This is a genomic window from Devosia sp. LjRoot16, assembly GCF_964252795.1.
Classification (GTDB): Bacteria; Pseudomonadota; Alphaproteobacteria; order Rhizobiales; family Devosiaceae; genus Devosia_A.
Genome location: NZ_CAXUPH020000003.1, coordinates 569,504 through 591,749, shown reverse-complemented (window position 1 = coordinate 591,749; position 22,246 = coordinate 569,504). Strand labels below are relative to the sequence as shown.

The 22,246-nt window shown below is 65.7% G+C and carries 24 protein-coding genes; 14 read left to right on the top strand and 10 right to left on the bottom strand.

Annotation, left to right across the window (positions count from 1 at the left end; all coding sequences use genetic code 11):
• The first annotated feature begins 130 nt into the window (after nucleotides 1-130).
• The 5 genes from ypfJ to ACSQ23_RS17285 all read left to right on the top strand — a co-directional run bounded on the left by ypfJ (nucleotide 131) and on the right by ACSQ23_RS17285 (nucleotide 4,087).
• Nucleotides 131-1,030, top strand: coding sequence for a KPN_02809 family neutral zinc metallopeptidase (gene ypfJ, locus ACSQ23_RS17305; protein ID WP_436091341.1), 900 nt, complete (start codon nucleotides 131-133; stop codon nucleotides 1,028-1,030).
• An 11-nt stretch (nucleotides 1,031-1,041) separates the two neighbouring features.
• A complete protein-coding gene (locus ACSQ23_RS17300) occupies nucleotides 1,042-1,875 on the top strand; it encodes a neutral zinc metallopeptidase (protein WP_436091340.1) in 834 nt (277 codons plus the stop codon).
• Nucleotide 1,876: 1 nt separating this feature from the next.
• Nucleotides 1,877-2,401, top strand: a complete 525-nt coding sequence (locus tag ACSQ23_RS17295) for a cupin domain-containing protein (protein WP_436091339.1) — start codon at nucleotides 1,877-1,879, stop codon at nucleotides 2,399-2,401.
• A gap of 46 nt (nucleotides 2,402-2,447) precedes the next feature.
• Complete coding sequence (locus tag ACSQ23_RS17290) at nucleotides 2,448-3,635, top strand: GGDEF domain-containing protein (RefSeq protein ID WP_436091338.1); 1,188 nt, start codon at nucleotides 2,448-2,450, stop codon at nucleotides 3,633-3,635.
• Between the two features lie 200 nt (nucleotides 3,636-3,835).
• Nucleotides 3,836-4,087 (top strand): hypothetical protein, encoded by a 252-nt coding sequence (locus tag ACSQ23_RS17285; RefSeq protein ID WP_055880432.1) that lies wholly within the window; start codon nucleotides 3,836-3,838, stop codon nucleotides 4,085-4,087.
• A gap of 67 nt (nucleotides 4,088-4,154) precedes the next feature.
• Here ACSQ23_RS17285 and carA read toward each other — a convergent pair whose 3' ends face one another.
• Nucleotides 4,155-5,360, bottom strand: a complete 1,206-nt coding sequence (gene carA, locus ACSQ23_RS17280; RefSeq protein WP_055880430.1) for a glutamine-hydrolyzing carbamoyl-phosphate synthase small subunit — start codon at nucleotides 5,358-5,360, stop codon at nucleotides 4,155-4,157.
• A 128-nt stretch (nucleotides 5,361-5,488) separates the two neighbouring features.
• On the opposite strand from carA, the gene ACSQ23_RS17275 reads away from it, so the two are divergent.
• Nucleotides 5,489-5,857, top strand: a complete 369-nt coding sequence (locus ACSQ23_RS17275; RefSeq protein WP_436091337.1) for a VOC family protein — start codon at nucleotides 5,489-5,491, stop codon at nucleotides 5,855-5,857.
• A gap of 3 nt (nucleotides 5,858-5,860) precedes the next feature.
• The gene (locus ACSQ23_RS17270; protein ID WP_056000869.1) at nucleotides 5,861-6,313 is read left to right on the top strand and encodes a GatB/YqeY domain-containing protein; all 453 of its coding nucleotides are present in this window, start codon (nucleotides 5,861-5,863) and stop codon (nucleotides 6,311-6,313) included.
• Between the two features lie 209 nt (nucleotides 6,314-6,522).
• On the opposite strand, the gene ACSQ23_RS17265 is transcribed toward ACSQ23_RS17270, so the two are convergent.
• Together ACSQ23_RS17265 and ACSQ23_RS17260 are read right to left on the bottom strand one after the other, a co-directional pair.
• The gene (locus tag ACSQ23_RS17265; protein ID WP_436091336.1) at nucleotides 6,523-7,665 is read right to left on the bottom strand and encodes a GGDEF domain-containing protein; all 1,143 of its coding nucleotides are present in this window, start codon (nucleotides 7,663-7,665) and stop codon (nucleotides 6,523-6,525) included.
• 110 nt (nucleotides 7,666-7,775) lie between these two features.
• Nucleotides 7,776-8,954 carry an MFS transporter gene (locus tag ACSQ23_RS17260; RefSeq protein ID WP_436091335.1) on the bottom strand — a complete coding sequence of 393 codons (1,179 nt, stop codon included), beginning with the start codon at nucleotides 8,952-8,954 and terminating at the stop codon, nucleotides 7,776-7,778.
• A gap of 150 nt (nucleotides 8,955-9,104) precedes the next feature.
• Between ACSQ23_RS17260 and ACSQ23_RS17255 the strand changes: the two genes are divergently transcribed.
• Together ACSQ23_RS17255 and ACSQ23_RS17250 are read left to right on the top strand one after the other, a co-directional pair.
• Complete coding sequence (locus ACSQ23_RS17255; protein ID WP_082528171.1) at nucleotides 9,105-9,686, top strand: HdeD family acid-resistance protein; 582 nt, start codon at nucleotides 9,105-9,107, stop codon at nucleotides 9,684-9,686.
• A 14-nt stretch (nucleotides 9,687-9,700) separates the two neighbouring features.
• Nucleotides 9,701-10,270 (top strand): HdeD family acid-resistance protein, encoded by a 570-nt coding sequence (locus ACSQ23_RS17250; protein WP_055880412.1) that lies wholly within the window; start codon nucleotides 9,701-9,703, stop codon nucleotides 10,268-10,270.
• 45 nt (nucleotides 10,271-10,315) lie between these two features.
• Here the strand turns inward: ACSQ23_RS17250 and ACSQ23_RS17245 are convergent, their stop codons facing one another.
• Nucleotides 10,316-11,200 carry a YihY/virulence factor BrkB family protein gene (locus ACSQ23_RS17245; RefSeq protein WP_436091334.1) on the bottom strand — a complete coding sequence of 295 codons (885 nt, stop codon included), beginning with the start codon at nucleotides 11,198-11,200 and terminating at the stop codon, nucleotides 10,316-10,318.
• Nucleotides 11,201-11,314: 114 nt separating this feature from the next.
• Here ACSQ23_RS17245 and dnaG point away from each other — a divergent pair, with 114 nt between their 5' ends.
• The 4 genes from dnaG to ACSQ23_RS17225 all read left to right on the top strand — a co-directional run bounded on the left by dnaG (nucleotide 11,315) and on the right by ACSQ23_RS17225 (nucleotide 16,185).
• Entirely contained in the window at nucleotides 11,315-13,276 is a 1,962-nt protein-coding gene (dnaG, locus tag ACSQ23_RS17240) for a DNA primase (RefSeq protein ID WP_056000849.1), read from the top strand.
• Between the two features lie 173 nt (nucleotides 13,277-13,449).
• Nucleotides 13,450-15,528 (top strand): RNA polymerase sigma factor RpoD, encoded by a 2,079-nt coding sequence (rpoD, locus tag ACSQ23_RS17235; RefSeq protein ID WP_082533471.1) that lies wholly within the window; start codon nucleotides 13,450-13,452, stop codon nucleotides 15,526-15,528.
• Between the two features lie 12 nt (nucleotides 15,529-15,540).
• Nucleotides 15,541-15,840: an HlyU family transcriptional regulator gene (locus ACSQ23_RS17230; RefSeq protein ID WP_436091333.1), complete on the top strand. Its 300-nt coding sequence runs from the start codon at nucleotides 15,541-15,543 to the stop codon at nucleotides 15,838-15,840.
• Nucleotides 15,841-15,963: 123 nt separating this feature from the next.
• On the top strand, nucleotides 15,964-16,185 hold the full coding sequence (locus ACSQ23_RS17225; RefSeq protein ID WP_055880400.1) for a hypothetical protein: 222 nt from the start codon (nucleotides 15,964-15,966) through the stop codon (nucleotides 16,183-16,185).
• A gap of 128 nt (nucleotides 16,186-16,313) precedes the next feature.
• Here ACSQ23_RS17225 and ACSQ23_RS17220 read toward each other — a convergent pair whose 3' ends face one another.
• The 6 genes from ACSQ23_RS17220 to ACSQ23_RS17195 form a co-directional block, all read right to left on the bottom strand.
• The gene (locus ACSQ23_RS17220; RefSeq protein WP_436091332.1) at nucleotides 16,314-17,153 is read right to left on the bottom strand and encodes a glycosyltransferase family 25 protein; all 840 of its coding nucleotides are present in this window, start codon (nucleotides 17,151-17,153) and stop codon (nucleotides 16,314-16,316) included.
• Entirely contained in the window at nucleotides 17,150-17,965 is an 816-nt protein-coding gene (locus ACSQ23_RS17215; RefSeq protein WP_436091331.1) for a glycosyltransferase family 25 protein, read from the bottom strand. The genes ACSQ23_RS17220 and ACSQ23_RS17215 overlap by 4 nt, the downstream gene beginning before the upstream one ends.
• A gap of 55 nt (nucleotides 17,966-18,020) precedes the next feature.
• Entirely contained in the window at nucleotides 18,021-18,821 is an 801-nt protein-coding gene (locus ACSQ23_RS17210) for a glycosyltransferase family 25 protein (protein WP_436091330.1), read from the bottom strand.
• Nucleotides 18,822-18,868: 47 nt separating this feature from the next.
• On the bottom strand, nucleotides 18,869-19,669 hold the full coding sequence (locus ACSQ23_RS17205) for a glycosyltransferase family 25 protein (protein ID WP_436091329.1): 801 nt from the start codon (nucleotides 19,667-19,669) through the stop codon (nucleotides 18,869-18,871).
• Nucleotides 19,670-19,735: 66 nt separating this feature from the next.
• The gene (locus ACSQ23_RS17200; RefSeq protein ID WP_436091328.1) at nucleotides 19,736-20,776 is read right to left on the bottom strand and encodes an Atu2307/SP_0267 family LLM class monooxygenase; all 1,041 of its coding nucleotides are present in this window, start codon (nucleotides 20,774-20,776) and stop codon (nucleotides 19,736-19,738) included.
• 147 nt (nucleotides 20,777-20,923) lie between these two features.
• A complete protein-coding gene (locus ACSQ23_RS17195) occupies nucleotides 20,924-21,619 on the bottom strand; it encodes a tellurite resistance TerB family protein (RefSeq protein ID WP_436091327.1) in 696 nt (231 codons plus the stop codon).
• 152 nt (nucleotides 21,620-21,771) lie between these two features.
• Here ACSQ23_RS17195 and ACSQ23_RS17190 point away from each other — a divergent pair, with 152 nt between their 5' ends.
• Nucleotides 21,772-22,245: an Lrp/AsnC family transcriptional regulator gene (locus ACSQ23_RS17190; RefSeq protein ID WP_055880382.1), complete on the top strand. Its 474-nt coding sequence runs from the start codon at nucleotides 21,772-21,774 to the stop codon at nucleotides 22,243-22,245.
• The last annotated feature ends 1 nt before the right edge of the window (nucleotide 22,246 follow it).

Sequence of the window (22,246 nt, the reverse complement as noted above, 5' to 3'; positions counted from 1 at the left end):
TGCCGCCGCGACGTGACGTTGCAATGACGACGGCAATTGTGACAGTGGCCTTTCTGGACCGTTTGGTCAAATTTGCTGTCGCAAGACGAATGGCAGTATTGTTACTGGGCTGGTCCCATGGAGATTCCGGATGAAGTGGCAAGGGCGTGAGCGCAGTTCGAACATCGAGGACCGGCGCGGCCAGGGTGGCGGCAACATGGGCGGCCTGGGCGGCGGCCGTATTCCGATCCCGATGGGACGCGCCGGCGGCGGCGGCCTTGGGCTGGTCGGCATCATTATCGTCCTGGGCATCATCTGGTTCGCCACAGGGCAAAACCCGCTCGACGTGCTGACCGGCAGTGGTGGCGGTACGACGACCTCGCAGAGCCAGCAATGGGCGCCGCCTCCGAGCAATGCCGGCGAGGACGAACTCGCCAACTTCGTCGGCGTGGTGGTCAAGGACACCGAGACCCTTTGGGGTGAGGTGTTCCAGCAGAACAACCTGACCTACCAGCCGCCCAAGGTGGTGCTGTTCTCGGGCGCCACGCAATCGGCCTGCGGCACGGCGCAATCGGCTTCGGGGCCGTTTTATTGCCCGAACGACAAGAAGGTCTATATCGATCTCAGCTTCTACGATCAGCTGCGCCGCCAGTTCGGCGCGCCGGGCGATTTCGCCCAGGCCTATGTGATCGCGCACGAGATCGGCCATGCCGTGCAGGATCAGACCGGGGTGCTGCCGGAGTTCAATCGGGCCCGCGCCTCGATGAGCCAGGGGGAACAGAACGCTTACTCCGTGCGGGTCGAGCTGCAGGCCGACTGCTATGCCGGGGTGTGGGCGAACTACGTCAACCGCGAGAACCTGCTGGAACAGGGCGATACCGAGGAGGCGATCACCGCCGCCAATGCCATCGGCGACGACACGTTGACCCGCGGGCAGGTAGCCGAGCGCAATTTCACGCACGGCACCTCGGCGCAGCGCATGGCGTGGCTGAAGAAAGGCATGCAGACTGGCGACGTGACCCAGTGCGATACGTTCAAGGGTTCGATCTAGGAACAGCAAAGATGGGGCTGATCCCCGCGGGTGCACTGCCGCATGTGAAGCGGTTCGGCTGGTCCGGCGTCCTGGCGCTGGGCGTGGTGATCGTCATGCTGGCGGGGATCAATCCGATCACGCTGATCAGCGGCAAGGTTTCGCCGCCACCACCGCCGACCTCGATCACCGGCGTGCCGGCGAGCTCGGCCAGCCTCGAGCAGATCGCCGCCTATCCGCCGATCGTCGGCAGCGAGGCGGAGCTGATGTGGCGGCGCTTCTTCTGGCAGACGGCGATCCGTTTTCCGCGGGTGACGATGAGCGTGGTCGAGAGCTCGAGCGCCTTCGGCTGCGGCATGGCGGGCAAGGACCTGACGGTGTTCTACTGTCCCGACAATCGGCTGGTGTATGTGGACACCAGCGCCTACGAGCGGTTGCGCGCCAAATTCCCGCTCGGCGCCGACTACGCCATGGCCTACCTGGTGGCCGAGGCCTATGGGCATCACGTGCAATGGGCGCTCGGGGTGTTTACCGACCTGGTGGCGCTGCAATCGCTGAAGGGGGCCGAGCGGATCGCTGCGCTGGAGCGACAGATCGACCAGCAGGCAGCGTGCTATGCAGCAATGTGGACGATCACCGCCGGGATCGACGAGCTGAACAAAAACGCGGCGGTGATGGCGGCGGTGGGCGCGGTGGAGGCCAATCGCGGCAATGCCATCATCAACCTGCCGCTTGGCCGGGTGGTGCCGGAGGTGCTGACAGCGGCGAGCCCCGAGGCGCGGGCCTTCTGGTACGACAAGGGCTACGCCATCCCGGCGCCGGGCAGCTGCAAGCTTGAAAAGATCGCCGCCGAAGGGCTGGTGTGAGATGAGCGGCCGACTCGACGGATTGCGGGTCGAACGCTTCTTCGACGACGGCACCTATCCCAACAGCGCGCTGCCCTTGCTGTTCTACGAGGAGGCGTTGCCGCGTGCCCAAGCCGATGCCGAGGCGATGGAGGCGCTGTTTGCCGCCAATGGCTGGCCGCCTGCCTGGCGCGCTTCGGTGTTCACCTACCACCACTACCACTCGACGGCGCACGAGACGCTGGGCGTGGTGCGCGGTTCGGCGCGGCTGCTGCTCGGCGGGCCGGAGGGCCGCGAGTTCGACGTCGAGCCGGGCGATGTGATCGTCATCCCCTCGGGCGTGGCGCATCGACGGCTCGATTCGAGTGGCGATTTCCTGGTCGTCGGCTGTTACCCGCCAGGGCAAAGCTGGGACCTGCTGCGCGGCGAGGCGGGCGATCGTCCCGCCGCCGACCACAATATCGAGCGGGTGCCGCTTCCACGCACCGATCCGGTGGGTGGTGCAGACGGGCCGCTGGCGAAGCATTGGCGAGTGGGAACTCGTTAATCGGGCTCGGAATAGGGTGCGCTTCGACACGCCCGGGGCCTATTCGATGTCGCTCGATCTCACCACGCTCTATCTGGTCTCCGCCATGGTGACCGGCATGTCGGGGCTGCTGTTCCTGCTCGACATGCGCGGACGGCCCGATCCGGCGCTGCGCTGGTGGGGGCTGGCGTTCCTGTTCGCCATCACCCCGGCGGTGATCTATGCGCTTGCCGGGCAGGCGCCTGAGTTCGTCGTGCTCAACCCGATCGGCAACGGCCTCGTGGTCGCCGGCAGCTCGCTGCTCTGGGTCGGGGCCCGCGCCTTCAGCCACAAGCGCACGCCGCTGGTGGCCTGGGTGGGGCCCGCCGTGCTCGCCGCTGCGCTGCCGTTTGCTCTCGAGCAGCCGCTGGTGACCTGGAGCGGCTTCCCGCTGCTGGCCGGTGGGGTGGTGGTGTTCAACATGCTGGCGGCACTCGAATGCTGGCGGCCGGTGGGGCCGCGGATGCGCAACCACGTGGTGCTGGCCGTCGCCTGGGCCGGCGGCTCGGTGTTCTACCTGTTCCGGCTCATCGCATTCGTGGCGTTCGGGCCGGATGATCCGCGCTTCGCGCTGGCGTTCGGTTCCGAGGCGGCGACGATCTGCGTACTGCTGCTGATCGTCATCTCCAGCTTCTCGATGGTGGCCCTGGGCAAGGAGGTCTCCGAGGCGGCGCTGAAACAGGCGGCGACGCGCGATGGCCTCACCGGGGTGCTGAACCGGTCGGAGTTCACCCGGCTGGCCGAGCGGGCGATCCGGGACGCAGGCGAGCGCGACGAGGGTTATGCGCTGCTGTTACTCGATCTCGACCATTTCAAGCGGATCAACGACACGCATGGCCACGCGATCGGTGACGAGGTGCTGGCCGGCGTCGCGGCAGCGGTGAGCCGGTGCCTCGGGCCGCGCGACCTGTTCTGCCGCTATGGCGGGGAGGAGTTCGCGGCGCTGCTGCCGGGCGCGAGCCCTGATGTTGCCGGCGTGGTGGCCGAGCGGGTGCTGCGGGCGGTACGCGGCGTCACGGTGTGGACGCCGGCCGGTCCGCTGCGGCCGACCACCAGCATCGGCATCTCGGCAGCCAACGTCGAATCGATCGATCTGGGAGCGCTGATGCGGGTCGCCGACATTGCGCTTTATCGCGCCAAGCGGGGTGGGCGAGACCGCGCCGAGGGTGCCGGCGACGCGCCGGTAGCGTTGCCGAAAACCCTGCTAAACGCGTGAATCTTCAATCGGTTCCGCGTTCCCGTTGGGTCCCATCGGCCCTCAAAATGACCAGCAAATGATCGCCACGACGCCGTGATCCAGCCGGTTTGCGAGCACAATCAGGCTTAGTCTCTGTCCTCGCCGACAGCATTAAGGTTGTCGGCCGGACCCGGGCCACCGGGTGCCGATTTGAACCTCACATGGAAGGACAAAACTCCATGAAGAAGCTCCTGATCACCATCGCAGCCATTGGCCTTTCCTCGGCGGCTTTCGCCCAGGCGGCGGCAGTCACCTTCACGTCGGTCGATGCCGACACCAGTGGCGGTGTGAGCCTTGCCGAGGCACAGGTTGCCTGGCCTGATCTGACCCAGGAGGCGTTCGACGCCGCCGATACGAGCAAGGACGGTTCGCTCGACCAGGCCGAGTTCGATGCCTATGTAGCGACGCTTCCGGCTCCGGCCGCGCAGTAATTCGGCCAGCCATGGCTGAGAGGGGTCGCCCGGCCACCGGCGGCCCCTTTTTCTTTGGGCTCGGCGATTACTCGCCGGGCTTCACCTGTTCCGGCTGCAGCGCCATGCCCTTCTGCGAGCGCACCAGGTTCAGGAACCGGGTGAACAGGTAGTGGCTGTCATGCGGGCCGGGGCTGGCTTCAGGGTGGTACTGCACCGAGAAGATCGGCTTGCCCTCGACTTCAAGGCCGGCGTTGGAGCCGTCGAACAGCGAGACATGGGTCTGCTTGACATTGCCGGGGAGGCTCTCGGTGTCCACGGCAAAGCCATGGTTCATCGAGGTGATCTCCACCTTGCCGGTGGTCAGGTCCTTGACCGGATGGTTCGCGCCGTGGTGGCCCTGATGCATCTTCTGCGTCTTGCCGCCCACCGCGAGGCCGAGCAGCTGGTGGCCGAGGCAGATGCCGAACATCGGCTTGCCGGTTTCCATCAGCGTCTTGATCGTCGGCACGGCATACTTGCCGGTCGCGGCCGGATCGCCCGGGCCGTTGGAGAGAAAGATGGCGTCGGGGTTATGCGACATCACATCCTTGGCGGTGGCAGTGGCCGGAACGACGGTCACCCGCGCGCCCTGGTCGGCGAGCTGGCGCAGGATGTTGCGCTTGGCGCCATAGTCGATGGCGACGACGTGGAACTCGGGGTTCTCCACCCGGCCATAACCCTCGGTCCGGGTCCAGGAGGTCTGGTCCCAGTGGTAGGTCTGAGCGGTGGTGACTTCGCGGGCGAGATCGAGCCCTTCGAGGCCGGGGAAGTTCTTCAACTCAGCCTGCATCGAAGGCTCGTGGAAGTAGCCATCGGGGGCGTGGGCGATGACGCCGTTCGGCATGCCGTTCTCACGGATGCGGGCGGTGAGTGCCCGGGTGTCGACGCCGGCGATGCCGATGATGTTGCGCTTCTTCAGCCAGGCGTCGAGCTTCTCGACCGCCCGGTAGTTCGACGGGTTGGTGATGTCGGCGCGCAGCACGCAGCCGCGGATGCCCGACAGCGCGGCCATGTTGACCGTCTCGATATCCTCGTCGTTGGTGCCGACATTGCCGATATGCGGGAAGGTAAAGGTGATGATCTGCCCGGCATAGGACGGATCGGTGAGGATCTCCTGGTAGCCGGTCATCGCGGTATTGAAGCAGACCTCGCCGGCCGCGTGGCCGATGGCGCCGATGCCGTGCCCTTCGAGGCGGGTGCCGTCCTCGAGCAGCAGGAGGGCGGTCGCAGGTTTTTGCTGCCAGCCGGTCATGGCGGGGCTCCAAGGGTTCGGGTCGATGTCGGTTGAGGGCTCTCCTTAGAAGGGGCCCGGCCCAAGCGCAAGTGGCGCACGGGTATTATTGCGCTATATGGGGTGCGGCATAGAGGGGACAAGTCGCGGTGAGTGCGATCGAGCGTGAGATCGGTGGGGTGTTCGTTCCGGTGAGCGACATCGAGCGGGCGAGGGACTGGTATCGGGGCCTGTTCGGGCTCGAGCCGGGTGGCGAGATCTTCTTCGGGCACATCCATGTGCTGCCAATGGTCGAAGGCAGCGGCCTGGTGCTCGACAGCAAGGGATTCGCCGGACCGCATGACAAGAAGCCGGCGTTTCACTTCAATACTTCCGACGTGCACGCGGCGCGCCAACAGTCAGTCGCCGCTGGCGCAATGGAGGTGGGACCGGTGACCGATGGGGTGTTCTTCACCTTCAAGGACCCGGATGGAAATCTGTTGATGGTGGCCGACGTGCCGCCTGCACCAAGGAGCTAGTGAATGCGTGAAGCGATCAGCGAAGGCTACAAGACGGCGCTGAAGGCCGGTGACAAGCGGCGTACCGCGACGCTGCGCGCCATCAATGCGGCGATCAAGGACAAGGACATTGACGCGCGCGGGCAGGGCAAGGAGCCGCTGGGCGACCAGGACGTGCTGGCGCTGCTGCAGAAGATGGTGAAGCAGCGCGAGGAATCGCTCGGCATTTACGAGAAGGCCGGCCGTGAGGACCTGGCGGTGGTCGAGCGCGAGGAGATCGCCATCCTCAACGAGTTCCTGCCCAAGGGGCTGAGCGAGGCGGAGGTCGAGGCGGCGATCATCGACGCGATCAACAAGACCGGCGCCGCCGGCGCCAAGGACATGGGCAAGGTGGTCGCCTCGCTCAAGGCCGACTTCCCGGGCCGGATCGATTTCGGTAAGGCCTCCGCCAAGATCAGGACAGCGCTCGGCGCCTGAGGTTGTTTGGCGTGCCGGATGCTGGTGCAGCGTCGAGCTGACGCACTGCGATCACCCCAACTACGATGTCATCCCAGCGAAAGCTGGGACCCAACTCGCAGCTGGCGCAGGTGGATAGATGGGTCCCAGCTTTCGCTGGGATGACAGCCGGTGGGTAGGTCCAGCGTCGAGCCCACCAGCTTCGTCGATGCAGCCCAATCGTGAACGATCTACGCCGCCAGCCGCAGCTCCGGGCCGTGGACGCGGTTGCGGCCGGCGTCCTTGGCCCGATAGAGCAGCTCGTCGGCGGCGCGGAGCAGTGCGTCGAAGGTCTCGGGGCGCGGCGAAGCGATGGCGATGCCAGCGCTGACCGTGGGTGGGCCGAAATCGCCCGGCAAGGGCTCGGTGCTGGCGAATTCCAGCCGGATGCCGTCGGCAAGGGCGTGAACAGCAGCGGCGCTGGTGGCGTGGACGAGCAGGCAGAATTCCTCGCCGCCGAGGCGTGCCGCCACGTCCTTTGGGCCGAGGGCGCGCGACAGGATCGCGGCAAAGCGCACCAGTACTTCGTCGCCGATGGCATGGCCGAAGCGATCGTTGATGGTCTTGAAATCATCCAGATCGAGCATGATCACCGCGGTGGCCGGCGCCACCGGGGCGTTGCCGGCAAAGGTGAACAGCGCGCGGCGGTTAAGCAGGCCGGTCAGCGCATCGGTCATCGCCAGGTGGCGATGTGCTTCGGTGATGCGAAACTGGTGCAGCGCCATGGTCACGGCGCCGGCGGCAGCGAGCGAGGCGAGCAGCGCGATCGAGTTCAGGTCTTCGGCCCAGTTGTGGGGCCGCTCGGTGAGCACCCATTGTCCGCCGGCAAACAGCACGACGGCGCAGAGGGCGAAGGTCACGGCGGTCGAGCCGTAGAGCGCAGATTTGGCGAGCATGGCGAGCGGCGTGTTGGTGCGCGCCAGCCAGTGTTCGCGGCCGGCAGCGAGGAAGAAGCCGGCGGCGGCGACGTTCATCACGATGGTGCCGATGCCGCTGAAGCCAACGACGAACAGCGCGCTCATGACCCCACAGGCCAGCACCCAGGCCACCATGGCCGAGCGCCAGGGCGTCCGGCCGGAGGAGAACTGCGTGCAGCCGATATAGATGAAGGCGAAGCCGGCGAGCAGCAGCGAGAAAGCGATGCACTGCATGGCCGGATCGTAGGTTTCGAACCAGCCGTAGAGCATCGAGCCGGGCGCCACGAAGCCGAGGCCGAGGCCCCAGCTCAAGAGATAACAGTCCGGCCGCGAGCCCAGCCAGGTGATGACCAGCGTCAGCATCAGGGCGGTGGCGGAAAAGCCGATGGCGATGAGCAGGGACGTCTGGTCGAGCACTGGCGGAGTTTGGGTCGGACGCGGGGAGTAGCTGCATCGTACCGGAGCGGCGCCATCGGCGGGGAAATGCGCCCGCCGATGGTAAAAAATATCCTAGGTAGGCGCTCCGGCTAGGCCTCGCTGGTGGCGGCAGCGGAACCGCGGCGCTCCAGCCACCATGAGAGGCTGGCGGTTCCCGCGGCGCAGAGGCTGGTGACGACGCCGACCGCCGGGATATCGGCATAGCTGACGCCGGCGCTGAGCAGCATGGCGCCGATGAAGGCGCCGCCGGCGATGCCGATGTTGAAGGCAGTCGAGATCAGCGACGAGGCGAGGTTGGGGGCCGAGTGGGCCGCCGCGATGACGCGGGCCTGCAACGGGGTGGAGAAGGCGAAGCCGAGGATCGAGGTGCCGAGCAGGTTGACCGTCATCCACACCTTGTCGTGCATGGCGAACAGCATGGTGAAGTAGAGCAGCGCCTGCAGCAGCAGCACGGTCAAGAGCGTCGGCATCGGTTTCCAGTCGGTGCCGCGGCCGCCCAGGTAAATGCCCAGCATCGAGCCGATACCGCCGACCAGCAGGTAGATCGGGATGATGTCGGGGTGCAGCCGGGTAACGTTGAGCATGATCGGCACCTGGAAGGTGCCGAAGGCGAGGGCGCCGATCATCACGAAGGTGATGGTCAGGTACGAGAGCCAGACCTCCTGGTGGCGTAGTTCGCGTACCTGCTCGCCGAAGGTGGCGTGACGGTCACCCTCCTGGCGCTTGTCGCGCGGCAACTTCAGGAACAGCACGACGGCGGCGATGGCGCCAAGCGCCGCGACGGCGAGGAAGGGCACGCGCCAGCCGAAATGGAGCCCAATGGCGCTGCCGCCGGGGAGCCCGAGGAGGTTGGCGACGGTGATGCCGGAGATGAACAGCGAGAAGGCGGCGCCGCGCCGCTCCGGTGGCACGAGGCCGACGACCACCACGTTGCCGGCGCCGAAGAACACGCCATGGGCAGCCGCGGAGAGCAGCCGCGCCGCCAGCAACAGGCCGTAATCGGGGGCGATGGCGCACAGCACCTGGGCGATCGAGAAGACAATCATCAGGCCGATCAGCACGTTGCGCTGCGAGAAGCGCGAAGTGAAGACGGTCAGCACCGGCCCGCCGACAGCGACGCCGATGGCATAGGCGCTGACCAGCAGGCCGGCGACCGGAATGCTCACCGCCAGGTCCTCGGCGAGCGGCGGCAGGATGCCGGAAATGACGAACTCGGCCGAGCCGACTGCGAATGCGGCCAGCGCCAGAGCGTAAATGGCGATCGGCATGACTATCCTCAAAATATCCGGGGCGGTCAGACCACGCCATGTCGCAGGAAGCAAGCCGGATAAGCAGCGGTGCCTAAACCCCAGACAAGGCTTGGCGGGACGGCAAAAACCGCTAACCTCCTTGAGGCAAACAACATTGGAGGCGGACCGATGGCTGTATCAAGTGACACGAAAAAGCGCTGGGCGTGGATCACTGGGCTCAGAGGCCTGCTGATGCTGCTGGCGGGACTCTATGCGGTGTTCTTTCCGGCCCAGGCGCTGGCGATACTGGTGATCGCCGGCGGTGCATTGTTGCTGGTCGATGGGGTGCTGGGGCTGTGGAGCCTCACCTTTGGTGGCGCCAAGACCGGCAATTTCTGGTTCGACGTGATCCGCAACGTGCTTGCCATCATCACCGGCGTGCTGATCTTGTTGTCGCCGTTCTTTGCGACGTTGCTGACGGCGACTTTGCTGGTCTATCTCGTGGCATTCCAGTCGATCTTCGTCGGCGTCATGGAGATTTGGGTAATCATCCGGGAGCGCGAACAATATGCGCGCATCTGGCCGGTGCTATTGTCGGGAACGCTTTACGTGCTGTTCGGCATCGCGCTGCTGTTCTGGCCGGTGTTCAGCGCCCTGGTGTTCGTGACGCTCGCCGGCATCCTTGCCGTCATCTTCGCGATCGGCCTGTTCGGGCTGGCGTGGCGGATGTTCAAATCGGCTGGTGACGCTGCGGGTACCAAGTCCGTGTGACCGAGGAGGAGAGAATGGCTACCGATAGCGCTTTACCCTGGCCGAGCATTTTCGCGGGCGTCCGCGGCGTGCTGATGCTGGCGGGCGGCATTTTCGCACTGATCTCGCCGCAACTGGCGCTGGCGACCCTGGTGTGGGTCGGCGGCGTGATCGTCATCATCGATGGCGCGCTGGGCCTGTGGGGCCTGCTGTTCGGCGGCCGCACCAGCTCGCGGCTCGGCGTTGCGATCACCCGGCATATCCTCGCGATCCTTGCCGGCATCCTGATCGTGGCGTTCCCGGCGATGGCGGCGGCGATCGGCATCTCGACGCTGGTGATCGTGGTCGGGATCATGATGATCCTGATCGGGGCGTTCGCGCTCTATGTCACCATCGCCGGGCGGGCGCTGCTGCGGCAGGGGACGTTCTGGCCTGAGGTGCTCAGCGCCTCTGCCTACCTGCTGTTCGGCGTGCTGCTGCTGGTGATGCCGCTCAGCAGTGCCCTGGTGCTGGTGAGCATCGTCGGCGTGCTGATGATCCTCTATGGGCTGTTCCAGCTCTACATCGCCTGGCAGTTGAGGAGCATCGAGGTGAAGGTCGCCTGACCTGGCAGCGCGGGCGCTGCCCGGATCAATGCAGGCGCTGATGGATCAGCGCGGGGGAGTCGGGCTGACCGCCTCCCTCCCATCCGTGGCGCGTTCGATCTCGGTGTTGAAGGCGGCTCCCAGCACCAGGATCTGGGCGGAGTTGTACAGCCACAGCAGCAGCACCACCGCGGCGGACACCGAGCCGAAGGTCGCTTCGTAGTTGCCCCAGTTCTCGACATAGATCGAGAAGATCGCCCCGGCGAGCAGCCAGAGCAGCGAGGCGAGGATGGCGCCCGGCCAGATGTGGCGGAACTTGCGCGGGTGGCGATCGGGGCCCCAGCGATAGAGCGCGGCAAGTACGAGAACGCTGAGCAGCAGCAATACCGGCCAGCGCAGCGCCAGCGCCACGACCTCTTCGCCGGACGGCCATGGGATCAGGGCGGGCAGGCCGGCGACCGCCAGCAGGGCGAGGACCACGAAGACGGCGCCGCCGATGCTGAGGCCGATCGCGTAAGCCAGCGACTTGAAGAAGCCGCGCCGAGGCGCCTCGTTGCGGATGCGCGACATGGCATAAAGCAGGGAATCGACCCCACGCGAGCCGCTCCACAGCGCGAAGGGTACGGTGATCAACAGCCCGAGGCCGAGCGTTGTCGGCGGCTGGCTGGCGAGCATGGTCAACTGCTCGGCAATGATGCCCTGAGCCATCTGGGGGACGACATCGCCGACGGTTTCGATAGTGTCGGCGACCATCTGGCGGTTGGCGACGATGCCATAGATCAGCGCGACGGTGGCAATGGCGGGAAAGAAGGAGAGGAAGCCGAAGAAGGCCACGGCTGCGCAGCGCGGCGCGTTGTCGCGTTCGAAGAAGAACGAATGGAGCGTCGCCAGCACGATGGCGCGCCAGCGTCCGAACCAGTTGCTCTCAGCGGTTGCGTGGCTTGTTGTCATCGGTGCCTTCCGAAGCCAAACGACGCTCGACCACCGAGGGTTGCGTGGGGGGACAGCGGGGATAGCATTCAGGCGGGAGTGGCGGTGGCGGGTGGAAACGCCTAGTTATGCCGCATGCGCTTTTCCGACGGCTTCCTCGATGAGATCCGGCAGCGCCTGCCGATCTCGCAGGTGGTGGGCGAGCACGTCATCTGGGACAAGCGCAAGAGCCAGCCGCAGCGCGGCGACATGTGGGCCTGCTGCCCGTTCCATGGCGAGAAAAGCCCGAGCTTTCATGCCGATGACCGGCGCGGCATCTACCATTGCTTCGGCTGTGGGGTATCGGGCGATCACTTCCGCTTCCTGACCGAAAAAGCCGGGATGAGCTTTCCCGAGGCGGTGGAAAAACTCGCCGGGATGGCCGGGGTACCGATGCCGGCGCGCGACGAGCGCGACGAGGCGCGGCAGGAAAGCCGGCGCTCGCTCTACGACGTGATGGAAGTCGCCACCCAGTATTTCGAGGCGGCGCTCAGCCACAATATCGGAGCACGGGCCCGTGGCTATCTGAACGAGCGCGGAGTGAGCGCGGCGGCGCAGACGAAGTTCCGGCTCGGCTATTCCCCTGATAGCGCCAACGGCTTGAAGGAGCATCTCGCCGCCAACGGCGTTTCGGCGCAGGAGATGGTGGATGCGGGGTTGGTGGTGGTGCGCGAGGAATCGCCGCTGCCTTACGACCGGTTCCGCAACCGGGTGATGTTTCCGATCATGGATCTGCGCGGCAAGGTCATCGCCTTCGGCGGGCGAGCCATGTCGGCAGATGTGCCGGCCAAGTATCTCAACTCGCCCGAGACCGAGCTCTTCAAGAAGCGGATGACGCTCTATAACGGGCAGACCGCCCGCGAGGCGGCGCGCTCCGGCAAATCGGTGATCGTGGTCGAGGGTTATCTCGATGTGATCGCGGCGGTGACCGCAGGCTTCGAGGGCACGGTGGCGCCGCTCGGCACAGCGCTGACCGAAGAGCACCTGCAGATGCTGTGGCGGATGAGCGACGAGCCGGTGCTGTGCTTCGACGGCGATGGCGCCGGGCAGCGGGCGGCGGCCCGCGCCACCGATATCGTGCTGCCGCACCTGCAGCCGGGGCGGACGGTGCGGATCGCGACGCTCCCCGAGGGGCAGGACCCCGATGACCTGATCAAGGCGCAGGGGCGCGGCGCTTTCGCCGATGTGATCGACCGGGCCCGTTCGCTGTCGGACGTGATCTGGAGCATCGAGACCGGTGGCATCGTGCCGGAGACGCCCGAGGCGCGGGCGGCGCTCGAGGCGCGGCTCAGGGCCCGGGCCAACGCCATCGGCGAGGCCTCGGTGAAGCGACACTACATGCAGGCGTTCGACGAAAAGCTTCAGGCGTTTTTCGCACCGGTGCGCAACCAGCGCTGGGAGCGGCGTGATGGCGGCGGGCAGCGTGGCGGCGGCTTCGACCGGCGCAATCCGCGCGGCGGCAATGCCAGCCCGGTCGGCAGCCGGGGCAGCCCGCGGGTGGTGGTGTCCGACACGCTGAGGAACTCGCGGCTGTTGAAGCCGGGCAGGGGAGTGGATGCTACCCCGCGGGAGGCGGCGATCCTCGTGACGCTGGTGAACCATCCGGCGCTGGCCGACAGCCGGCTCGAATCACTTGCGTCGCTGGAGCTCAGTTCGCCGGTCTCGCGGAACCTGTTGGGCACCATGCTCGACCTTGTGACCAGGGATCACGATATAAGCGCCGAGGCGCTGAATGCCGCACTCGGGACCCGCGGCTTCGGCGAATCGCTCGACAAAATGCGGGATTTGCTGGCCCGCCAAGGGGTTTGGCAGAGCGGGGCAGAAATCGCCGATCCGGACGCCGAGATCGGATTACGTCATGCCCTGGCCTTGCATTACAAATCCGTTGAGCTAAATAAGGCCCTGAAGGCAGCCGAATTGGCGCTGGGCGACGACCCGAGCGAGGAAACATTCGAACGGCTGCGGGACATCCAGAACCAGATCACCACCGTCGATGGCACAGAGGCATTGATCGAAGGGTTTGGTTCGTTATCGGGGCGCGCGACACGAAGCTTTTAGTTAAGGCTGCGGGTACGCGCGATTTCGCTTATGGGCGAATCAGCACCGGTGACGAACAAGTGACGGCATATCGGAAACCGTCGCGCCAGCCCGTCCCTTTACGATGTCTCAAGCCGTGACCACTTAACGACTATCGGCGCCCTCCCGATCGGGCACCCGGAGCAGCAAGCTAGATGGCCACCAAGGCAGCGACCCAGACCAAGACCAAAGACGCAGAGAAGCCGGAAGTTGCCGGCGCAGCCGGTGGGGCAGAAGCCCCAGATAGCCCGCTGCTCGACCTATCCGATGCCGCAGTAAAGAAGCTGATCAAAACCGCCAAGAAGCGCGGTTACGTCACCTATGAAGAACTGAATGCCGTTCTGCCCTCGGAGGAGGTCAACTCCGAGCAGATCGAGGACATCATGGCGATGTTCTCCGATATGGGCATCAACGTCGTCGACGAAGATGAGGTCGAAGAGGCCGAGCCCGATACCCCGGAAGAGGAATCGACCGAGCTCGCCGAACGGACCGGCACTGCCGTCGCCTCCAAGTCCAACACCCGCGAAGGCAGCGACCGCACCGATGATCCGGTGCGCATGTATCTGCGCGAGATGGGCTCGGTGGAACTGCTCAGCCGCGAAGGCGAAATCGCCATCGCCAAGCGCATCGAGGCCGGCCGCGAGACGATGATCGAGGGCCTGTGCGAGAGCCCGCTGACCTTCCAGGCCATCATTATCTGGCGCGACCAGTTGGCCAACGCCGAAATTCTGCTGCGCGACATTATCGACCTCGAAGCGACTTATGCCGGCCCCGACGCCAAGCAGGCGGCCCCGGTGATGCCGTCCGAGATCGAGCGGCCCTCCGCGGTCAAGGAAGAGATCAAGCCGGCTGCCAAGGCGAAGCCGGCACCGCGCTCGGGCGATGACGAGGACGACTACGTTCCCGACGAGCCGCAGGCGCCGCAGGATCCGGTCGAGGAAGAAGACGACGACTTCGAGAACTCGCTGTCGCTTTCAGCGATGGAAGCCGAGCTGAAGCCGCAGGTGGTCGAGACCTTCGACCGCATCGCCGAAGCCTATGGCAAGATGCGCAAAATGCAGGACCGGCACGCCGAGGACCGCATGGCGGGCAACGCCCCGGCGACCGCCGCCGATCTGAAGAAGCTCGAGGGCCTGCGCTCCGAAGTGATCACCGACGTGAAGTCGCTGTCGCTGAACCAGAGCCGTATCGAGAGCCTGGTCGAGCAGCTCTACGACATCAACAAGCGCCTGGTGCGCCTCGAGGGGCGCCTGTTGCGCCTCGCCGAGAGCTATGGCGTCAAGCGCGAGAGCTTCCTCGAGGCCTATTATGGCAGCGAGCTCGAGCAGAACTGGATCGAAGGCGTCGCAACCCTCTCGGGCAAGGGCTGGGCGGAATTCGCCAAGCGCGAAGCGGACACAGCGAACGAGCTGCGCGGCGACATCCAGACGCTGGCGACGGAAACCGGCCTCGATATCGCCGAGTACCGCCGGATCGTGCACAAGGTGCAGAAGGGCGAGCGCGAAGCGGCGATCGCCAAGAAGGAAATGGTGGAAGCCAACCTTCGCCTGGTGATCTCGATCGCCAAGAAATACACCAACCGCGGCCTGCAGTTCCTCGATCTCATCCAGGAAGGCAATATCGGCCTGATGAAGGCGGTCGATAAGTTCGAGTACCGCCGCGGCTACAAGTTCTCGACCTACGCCACGTGGTGGATCCGCCAGGCGATCACCCGTTCGATCGCCGACCAGGCCCGCACCATCCGTATCCCGGTGCACATGATTGAGACGATCAACAAGATCGTCCGTACCTCGCGCCAGATGCTGCACGAGATCGGTCGCGAGCCGACCCCGGAAGAGCTGAGCGAAAAGCTGCAGATGCCGCTCGACAAGGTCCGTAAGGTCCTGAAGATCGCCAAGGAGCCGATCAGCCTCGAAACGCCGATCGGCGACGAAGAGGATTCGAACCTCGGCGATTTCATCCCGGATGTGAACGCCATCCAGCCGATCGACGCGGCGATCCAGAGCAACCTGCGCGAAACCACGACGCGCGTGCTGGCGTCGCTGACGCCGCGCGAGGAACGCGTGCTGCGCATGCGCTTCGGCATCGGCATGAACACCGACCATACGCTCGAGGAAGTCGGCCAGCAGTTCAGCGTGACGCGCGAGCGCATCCGCCAGATCGAGGCCAAGGCGCTGCGCAAGCTGAAGCACCCGAGCCGCAGCCGGAAGCTCCGCAGCTTCCTCGACAACTAAGAGGGCGAACCCATGTCGTTCTGGAAGAACCTCTTCGGTGGTGGTGGCAGCAGGTCGGCGGGCAAGTCGATCGAGCCGGCGGTGGTGGCGGAGGAGGCCTATAAGGGCTTTACCGTGAAGTCGCTGATCATGCCGGTGGGGAGCGAGTACCAGCTCGCCGGGCTGATCGAAAAAGAGATCGACGGCGAGCTCAAGAGCTACAAGTTCGTGCGCGCCGACCGGTTCTCGTCCAAGGAGGACGTGGTCAGCTTCGCACTCGCCAAGGGCCGGCAGATCATCGACGAACAGGGCGACGGGATCTACCGCCCGTAACGGCTGCCTTACCAGACAACAATGGCGCCCTGGGGATGCGGTCGCACCTCCGGGGCGCTCATACGTTACCCCCACGAGATTGCTGCGAGCGCTGAATTGCGCCGCCAACAGGAGTTCCCAGAGATGGCAAAAAAGCCAACCGCCCGCACCGAGTTCGTGCTGTTCGACATCGTCTACGAGGACGGCAGCCAGCGCTCCAACCGCAAGGTCGATGCGAGCCTGCTCGGCGGCCTCGATGGCGATGAGGCGGCCCGCACCGCCATCATGGAGCAGGACCAGGCCATTGCCGAGAGATCCGGATTGCCGCCGCTGCAGATCAAGAGCATCAGGCGCAGCGGCAAGTAGGGACTAGGGCGCTCTCAGCAAAAAGCCTGTCCCCGCGAAGGCGGGGATTGCCGACTTTTCAGGTTAGAAAGCGCTACAAAATCAATTACTTAGATCTTTCCGCCGGTTCACTTGAACGGCGAGAGTATCTAGACGTCGCCCTCGTAAGGCACTTCCCGCCGCTTCTGCCGGCGCGCTTCGGCATCGGGCAGAATGTGAGCGATCAGCCGGAGGGTGTAAGCCACCCTGCCGAGACCGTCGCGCCAGCGATGGCGGAGTGGCCGGGGCACACCGGCGTGGTGGCCGTCACGATCCCGCTTGAGGTCGCTCCGCTCCGCGTCGGCGGGCTTGTTGCCCCGATAGTGCTCGAGTTGCACCACTGGGGCCGGATCGACCTGGAAGAGCCGGCGGTGCGGAATGATCGGGCCGCCGCGAGAGAACATGTAGCGATCCACTGACATGCGCGGCAGCCTGGGATCGGCGAGGGCGCGCCGAGCCATGCTTGCCGAGATGATGTAGGCGGCGGCTCCCATGTGCGAGGCCAGCAGCTGGCGGACGCCGAAGCGGCCGGCGACGGTGCGCACCGCACGGCCAAGCCGTACGCGTTCGTACATCGTCTCCAGCTTCACCAGATCGGGCCGCAAATCACTGCTGAAGGCGGGCTCCACAAACGCCTTGAGGCCGTCGCCCATCACGGCATCGTCCTCGAGGATCAGGGCGAACTCATTCCCCGCGTCGAGCATATGGCGCCAGGCCTTCTCGTGGCTCATGACGCAGGCCACTTCGACCCGTGTCATCGCCCATGGATTGTGCGGATCGGCATGCAGAGCCATGCGGGCCTCGCCGACCCCGGCAATGGTCACGGCATCGATCCGCTCGGCCACGATGCCGAGCCGCGCGAACTGCTCCTCCATGAATTGCCGGCGATCGGCGCGGGCGCCCAGGTTGATGTAGTAGACCGGGATCTGCGTGGCGGGGAACTCGGTCATCTGGCCTCGGAGGCGCCGGCGAAGGGAATGATGATGCGCGGCCCGCGCAGTGCGGGGAGGTCGCGCCCGGCCAGCCGCGCGAGGCGCGCGATATGGTCGAGATGCAAGCCGAGCACGGCCGTCAGGTCGCGCGCCGGCCGACCCGCCGAGGGGGCCCGCGTCACCGCGATGTTGCTCTCGCCGACACGGTCGGCGGCGTCGAGCTTGTCGATCTGGATGCAGGGGCTCGGAATGGCCTGCAGCACGCGGCTGCGCAGCAGGTGATAGCCGCCACGCCCGAACAGGAAGCGGTCGATCCCCATCTGATTGCGTAACGGACTGGCCAGCGAGTGCCGGGCAGCCTCGCGGGTGAGGATGTAGGCAGCGCCGCCCATCTGCGATGAGCAGAGCTCGCGCAATTCGGTCGTGCCGACACGCTGCGACGCGCTGCCCAGCTTTACCGGACTGTGGAACGTCTCGAGCTTCAGCAGGTCAGCTCGCAGCCGTGCCGGCAGCTCCGGATCGAGGAAATCGCGCACCGGTGCGGCGAGTTGCACATCGTCCTCGAGAACCAGGGCGGCCGGCGCGCCGCTCTCGAGCAGGCGCTCCCAGCTGCGTTGGTGGCTGAGGCCACAGGCGAGGTCGCCTTCGGCCAACCGCCACAGGCTATGGGTCGTCGTGTGCCACGCGACGAGGGCGCGCGGCACTTCATCCATGCGCATTGCCTCGATGCGCTCGGCGGCAATGCCGAGATGCTCGAACTGCCGCTCCATGAATGCCCGGCGATCCGGACGGGAGCTGAGGTTGATGTAGTAGACGGGGATGGTCAGCATCGCGTCTCGGCATGCACGAAGCGGGCAGGGGTTGTCCAGTGTGCCGCCGCCACGCCTAGAGCAGTCTCTGCAGGTCGTCGGCCAGCGGCAGCCGGTATTGCCGGGCGCCCCAAAGCTCGCCGCTGGCGGCGAAGGTGGCGATGAGCCTCAGGTGGTGGGCCCAGTGGCGCGATGCTCGACGCCAGCGTGGCTCGCGACTGATCGTCTCAGGTGACGCGAACAGGGCGCGGTGCTCGTCGAGGTCGCTGCGACCGGGACCACGGCGGCCGTCGCTCGTCTGGTCGAGCTGGATGGCCAGCGCCGGCACCGATTGAAAGATGCTGGCTTGATAGAACAGGCTGCCGGGGCGCCCGAACAGCAGCATGTCGGGCGACAGCATGTCCGCCCGAGGATCCACCACCAACCGTTTGGCGAAGGCCTTCGTCATCACATAGGCAGCCGCACCCATGCTGGATGACATCAGGCGTCCGCGACCGATCCCAGCGGCGGTGCTGGGCACCAGGCGGCCGACCATTGCCGAGGTCTGCCGCGTTTCCATCTGAATGGCATCGACGCCGGCCAGCAGGTTCGGATCGTCGAGCACCGCGGGAAGCTGTTCCGACAGCAACACGTCATCCTCGAGGATCAGCGCTGCCGCGATGTCCTGCTCGATCATCAATTGCCAGATCTTCTGGTGGCTGCGGCTGCAGGCAAGCTCGCCCGGGTTGAGCGGTGAGCCGGGGATACCAGCGCAGTCGGCGGCCGTGACCGCCTCGATCCGGGTTCCAGCCAGCCCCAGGGCGTCGAGCTGCCGCTCCACGTGATCGCGGCGATCCGGGCGTGACGCGAGATTGATGTAAAAGATCGGCAGCGGCATTGCGGTGGCATGACGAACGGCGGAGCCGTTCCCCGGCGTCCCCCTGTCTACATCAGCTTGCGCAGGTTTTCGGCAATCGGGAACTGGAGCTTGCGCGCCCCCCACAGTTCGCCGCTGGACCCAAAGGTCACGAGCACCCGCGTGTAGTGCCGCAACTGAATCTTGAGCCTGCGCCAGCGGACCGCGAGGCTCTTGCGTCGCAGAGCGCCGGTCAGCCGATTATCGTCAAGATCGCTCTTGCCGGCGCCACGCCGGCCGTCGACCGTCTGGTCAAGCTGGATGGCCAGTGCCGGGAGAGTCTGGAAGATGCGTGCGTCATAGCAAAGCTCGCCGGCCCAGCCGAACAGCAGGTGGTCGAGCGCCAGCCGATCGACGTCGGGGCGGGCCAGCAGGCGGCGAGCCAGCTCGGCGGTCATGATGTAGGCGGCCGAACCAAGGCTGGACGACATCAGGCGGTTCCGGCTGACACCGGGCACGGCGGTCGCGACGGCAGGACCGAGCAGAGCCTTCGTGTTGCCGCGGGACTCGAACTGGATGGCTTCGACCCCGCCAGCCAGGAGGGCCGGGTCGGCCAGCAGCGCCGGGACCTCGTCGGCCAACAGCACGTCATCCTCGAGGATCAGTGCCGCCGCGATATCCTGCTCAACCATCAGGCGCCAGATCTTCTGATGGCTGCGGCTACAGCCAAGCTCACCTGAACTCAGCGGCGAGCCCGGCGGCTGCTGGAAGTCGGACGGTGTCACCGCGTCGACGCGAGTGCCGGTCAGGCCCAGTGCTGCAAGCTGCCGCTCGACATGATCCCGTCTATCCGGGCGGGCGGCCATATTGATGTAGAAAATCGGCAGCAACCGTTGGCCCCACTGTTGAATTCGGGGACCGTAATACCACTGACGCGTCGGGCGTCAACGGTTACTCTAGCCGTCCAGTGCTTTGTTTACTGCCGGCTTCACCACGGTCCCAAAGAGTTCGATAGCCTTCATGACCTTGGCGTGGGGAAGGGTGCCGACGCTCAGCTGCAGGCCGAAGCGATCGTGCTTGAACCACTCGTGCTGCATCAGGATCTTGTCGATCACCTGCTGCGGCGAGCCCATGAAGTAGGCGCCCGAGGGGCCGGCGCCGGCTTCGAACTGGGCGCGGGTGGTGGGCGGCCAGCCGCGTTCGCGGCCGATGCGGCTCATCGCCTCGTGGTGGGCGGGGAAGGCGGTATCGAGCGCGTCCTGCGAGTTCTCGGCGATGAAGCCATGCGAGGAGATGCCGATGGGCAGCTTCGCCAGGTCGTGTCCGACCTTCTCGGCGGTGCGGCGGTAGAGCTCGGTGAACTGGGTGAACGCTTCGGGATTGCCGCCGATGATGGCGAGCATCAGCGGCAGCCCGTAATAGGCCGCCCGGGCAACCGAGTTCGGCGTGCCACCAACCGCGACCCAGAGCGGCAGGGGCTCCTGGACCGGCTTGGGATAGATGGCGATGCCGGGGATCGGCCTGGTGTGCTCAGAACCCTCCCAGAGCACCTTGCCGCCTTCGCGGATCTTCAGCAGTTCGGCGAGCTTTTCCTCGAACAGCGTGTCGTAGTCATCAAGCTCGTAGCCGAACAGCGGGAAGCTCTCGATGAACGAACCACGACCGGCCATGATCTCGGCGCGGCCATTGGAGAGCAGGTCGAGCGTCGCGAACTGCTGCCAGACGCGGATCGGATCGTCCGAGCTCAGCACGGTAACGGCAGTGGAGAGCCGGATGCGCCTGGTGATGGCGGCGGCGGCCGCGAGAATGGTCACCGGCGCCGAGGCGACGAAATCTGGACGGTGGTGCTCGCCCAGCCCGTAGAAATCGAGCCCGACCTCGTCGGCGAGCTTGATCTCTTCGAGCAGGTCCTTCAGCCGCTCGGCCGGCGACTGCAGGTGGCCGCCATTCAGCGGATCAGGAGTGTTCTCGGCGAAAGAGTAGAGACCGATTTCCATGGCGCAATCCTCGTGTGGTGCGCCCTGAAGCGCTTCACCGTTTCATTGAAACATCGAAGCGCTCGGTGTTCTGGATTTGTGGCGCCTCTGATCGCGCTCTACATGGCTGTGCGTTTTGAGCCGCGCAAGAACGCACAGCCTTGTAACTCAGACGCTGCTGGTTGGCACGTAGGACGCGGCCGCGGACGAGACCGGAGCCGGCGGCGTGTGCCCGGCCTGGCGGTGAATCTCGGTGACGAGGCCGGCCGGGAGCTTCAGCTTGAAGGCCAGCGCCTCGAGGTAAGCGCGCTCAGCCGGCGTATCGGGCTGCATGGCGACAAGCGAGGCGGCATAGATTTCGGAAGCGTGCTCGGGTGTGTCGGCGCGGGCGACGACGGCGTCGATATCGAGCGGGCTCGCCAATTCGTCAAAGACGAACGCCTTCTCCTCGGAGGAGAGCGGCATGGTCTCAAGGCGCTTGAAGATGCGCTCCTTCTCCTCGGCGTCGATCTGGCCGTCGGCCTTGGCGGCGGCGATCATGGCGCGCACCAGGGTCTTGCCCAGCTCCTCGCCCTGATAGGCGGCCTGCGGCGGCGGCACGAAAGCATCCTGCGTCGGGGCAGGGGCGCCATCCGAGGCGGCGCCGGCCTGTTGCTGGTTCTTCTGGTAGGCCTGCCAGGCGGAGTAGGCGAGCCCGCCGACCGCCGCGACCGCGCCCACTTTGGCCACGTTGCCGACCATCTTGCCCAGTCCGCCGCCCGAGAGCAGCATGCCGGCGGCAAGCCCGGCGGCGCCCGTCATCGCAGTCCGCTGGGCATTGGGGTCGGTCTGCAGGGCCTTGATGATACCGTCGATGTTGAACATGGCTTTCTCCCAGCTTTTTTTGGTTCCGAACGGGAGTTAGGTAGCGCGGCGGGGCTGCGCAAGGATGACAAGTTCGCGCAGGGCCTATGGTTGCCTTTCTCGGCTCGGTGGGTAGGTTGAGGCAGCGTTCAGTTGGGGAGGGCCAAGAGCCGATGGCGAGCGGTCTCGACGATATCGATCACAAGCTGCTGGCTCTGTTGCAGGTAGACGATCGGGTGCCGGTGGCGGAACTTGGCAAGACGCTTGGCGTCGCGCCCTCCACCCTCAACGATCGAATCCGCCGGTTGATCAAGCTGGGCGTGATCAGCGGCTTCCATGCACATGTCGATCCCGAGAAGGTTGGCCTGGACCTCCTCGCCTACGTGTTCGTCGGCTGGAGCGATCCGGCGACCGAGAAGCTGTTCCTCGCTGCGATCGCCAGGTCGCCGGAGGTGCTGGAGGCACATCACGTCACGGGATCGTGGAACTACCTGATGAAGGTGCGGCTCAGGACAACGCGGGATCTCGAGGGGTTCTTTGCCCAGGTGGTGAAGGAAGTGCCGGGGGTGCAGCGGACGGAGACGCTGATCGTCCTGTCGTCGCCCAAGGAAACGACGCTGATCGTGCCGCCCGAGCTCAAAGCGTGAG

Excerpts from the sequence above, each read along its gene's own strand:
- ACSQ23_RS17270 (WP_056000869.1), top strand. The coding sequence starts at position 5,861 with ATGCGTGAAGCGATCAGCGAAGGCTACAAGACGGCGCTGAAGGCCGGT.
- ACSQ23_RS17250 (WP_055880412.1), top strand. The coding sequence starts at position 9,701 with ATGGCTACCGATAGCGCTTTACCCTGGCCGAGCATTTTCGCGGGCGTC.
- ACSQ23_RS17220 (WP_436091332.1), bottom strand. The coding sequence starts at position 17,153 with ATGACCGAGTTCCCCGCCACGCAGATCCCGGTCTACTACATCAACCTG.
- ACSQ23_RS17215 (WP_436091331.1), bottom strand. The coding sequence starts at position 17,965 with ATGCTGACCATCCCCGTCTACTACATCAACCTCAGCTCCCGTCCGGAT.
- ACSQ23_RS17210 (WP_436091330.1), bottom strand. The coding sequence starts at position 18,821 with ATGCCGCTGCCGATCTTTTACATCAATCTCGCGTCACGCCCGGATCGC.
- ACSQ23_RS17255 (WP_082528171.1), top strand. The coding sequence starts at position 9,105 with ATGGCTGTATCAAGTGACACGAAAAAGCGCTGGGCGTGGATCACTGGG.
- ACSQ23_RS17295 (WP_436091339.1), top strand. The coding sequence starts at position 1,877 with ATGAGCGGCCGACTCGACGGATTGCGGGTCGAACGCTTCTTCGACGAC.
- ACSQ23_RS17285 (WP_055880432.1), top strand. The coding sequence starts at position 3,836 with ATGAAGAAGCTCCTGATCACCATCGCAGCCATTGGCCTTTCCTCGGCG.
- ACSQ23_RS17230 (WP_436091333.1), top strand. The coding sequence starts at position 15,541 with ATGTCGTTCTGGAAGAACCTCTTCGGTGGTGGTGGCAGCAGGTCGGCG.
- rpoD (WP_082533471.1), top strand. The coding sequence starts at position 13,450 with ATGGCCACCAAGGCAGCGACCCAGACCAAGACCAAAGACGCAGAGAAG.
- ypfJ (WP_436091341.1), top strand. The coding sequence starts at position 131 with ATGAAGTGGCAAGGGCGTGAGCGCAGTTCGAACATCGAGGACCGGCGC.
- ACSQ23_RS17200 (WP_436091328.1), bottom strand. The coding sequence starts at position 20,776 with ATGGAAATCGGTCTCTACTCTTTCGCCGAGAACACTCCTGATCCGCTG.
- ACSQ23_RS17225 (WP_055880400.1), top strand. The coding sequence starts at position 15,964 with ATGGCAAAAAAGCCAACCGCCCGCACCGAGTTCGTGCTGTTCGACATC.
- ACSQ23_RS17245 (WP_436091334.1), bottom strand. The coding sequence starts at position 11,200 with ATGACAACAAGCCACGCAACCGCTGAGAGCAACTGGTTCGGACGCTGG.
- dnaG (WP_056000849.1), top strand. The coding sequence starts at position 11,315 with ATGCGCTTTTCCGACGGCTTCCTCGATGAGATCCGGCAGCGCCTGCCG.
- carA (WP_055880430.1), bottom strand. The coding sequence starts at position 5,360 with ATGACCGGCTGGCAGCAAAAACCTGCGACCGCCCTCCTGCTGCTCGAG.
- ACSQ23_RS17260 (WP_436091335.1), bottom strand. The coding sequence starts at position 8,954 with ATGCCGATCGCCATTTACGCTCTGGCGCTGGCCGCATTCGCAGTCGGC.
- ACSQ23_RS17190 (WP_055880382.1), top strand. The coding sequence starts at position 21,772 with ATGGCGAGCGGTCTCGACGATATCGATCACAAGCTGCTGGCTCTGTTG.
- ACSQ23_RS17300 (WP_436091340.1), top strand. The coding sequence starts at position 1,042 with ATGGGGCTGATCCCCGCGGGTGCACTGCCGCATGTGAAGCGGTTCGGC.
- ACSQ23_RS17195 (WP_436091327.1), bottom strand. The coding sequence starts at position 21,619 with ATGTTCAACATCGACGGTATCATCAAGGCCCTGCAGACCGACCCCAAT.
- ACSQ23_RS17290 (WP_436091338.1), top strand. The coding sequence starts at position 2,448 with ATGTCGCTCGATCTCACCACGCTCTATCTGGTCTCCGCCATGGTGACC.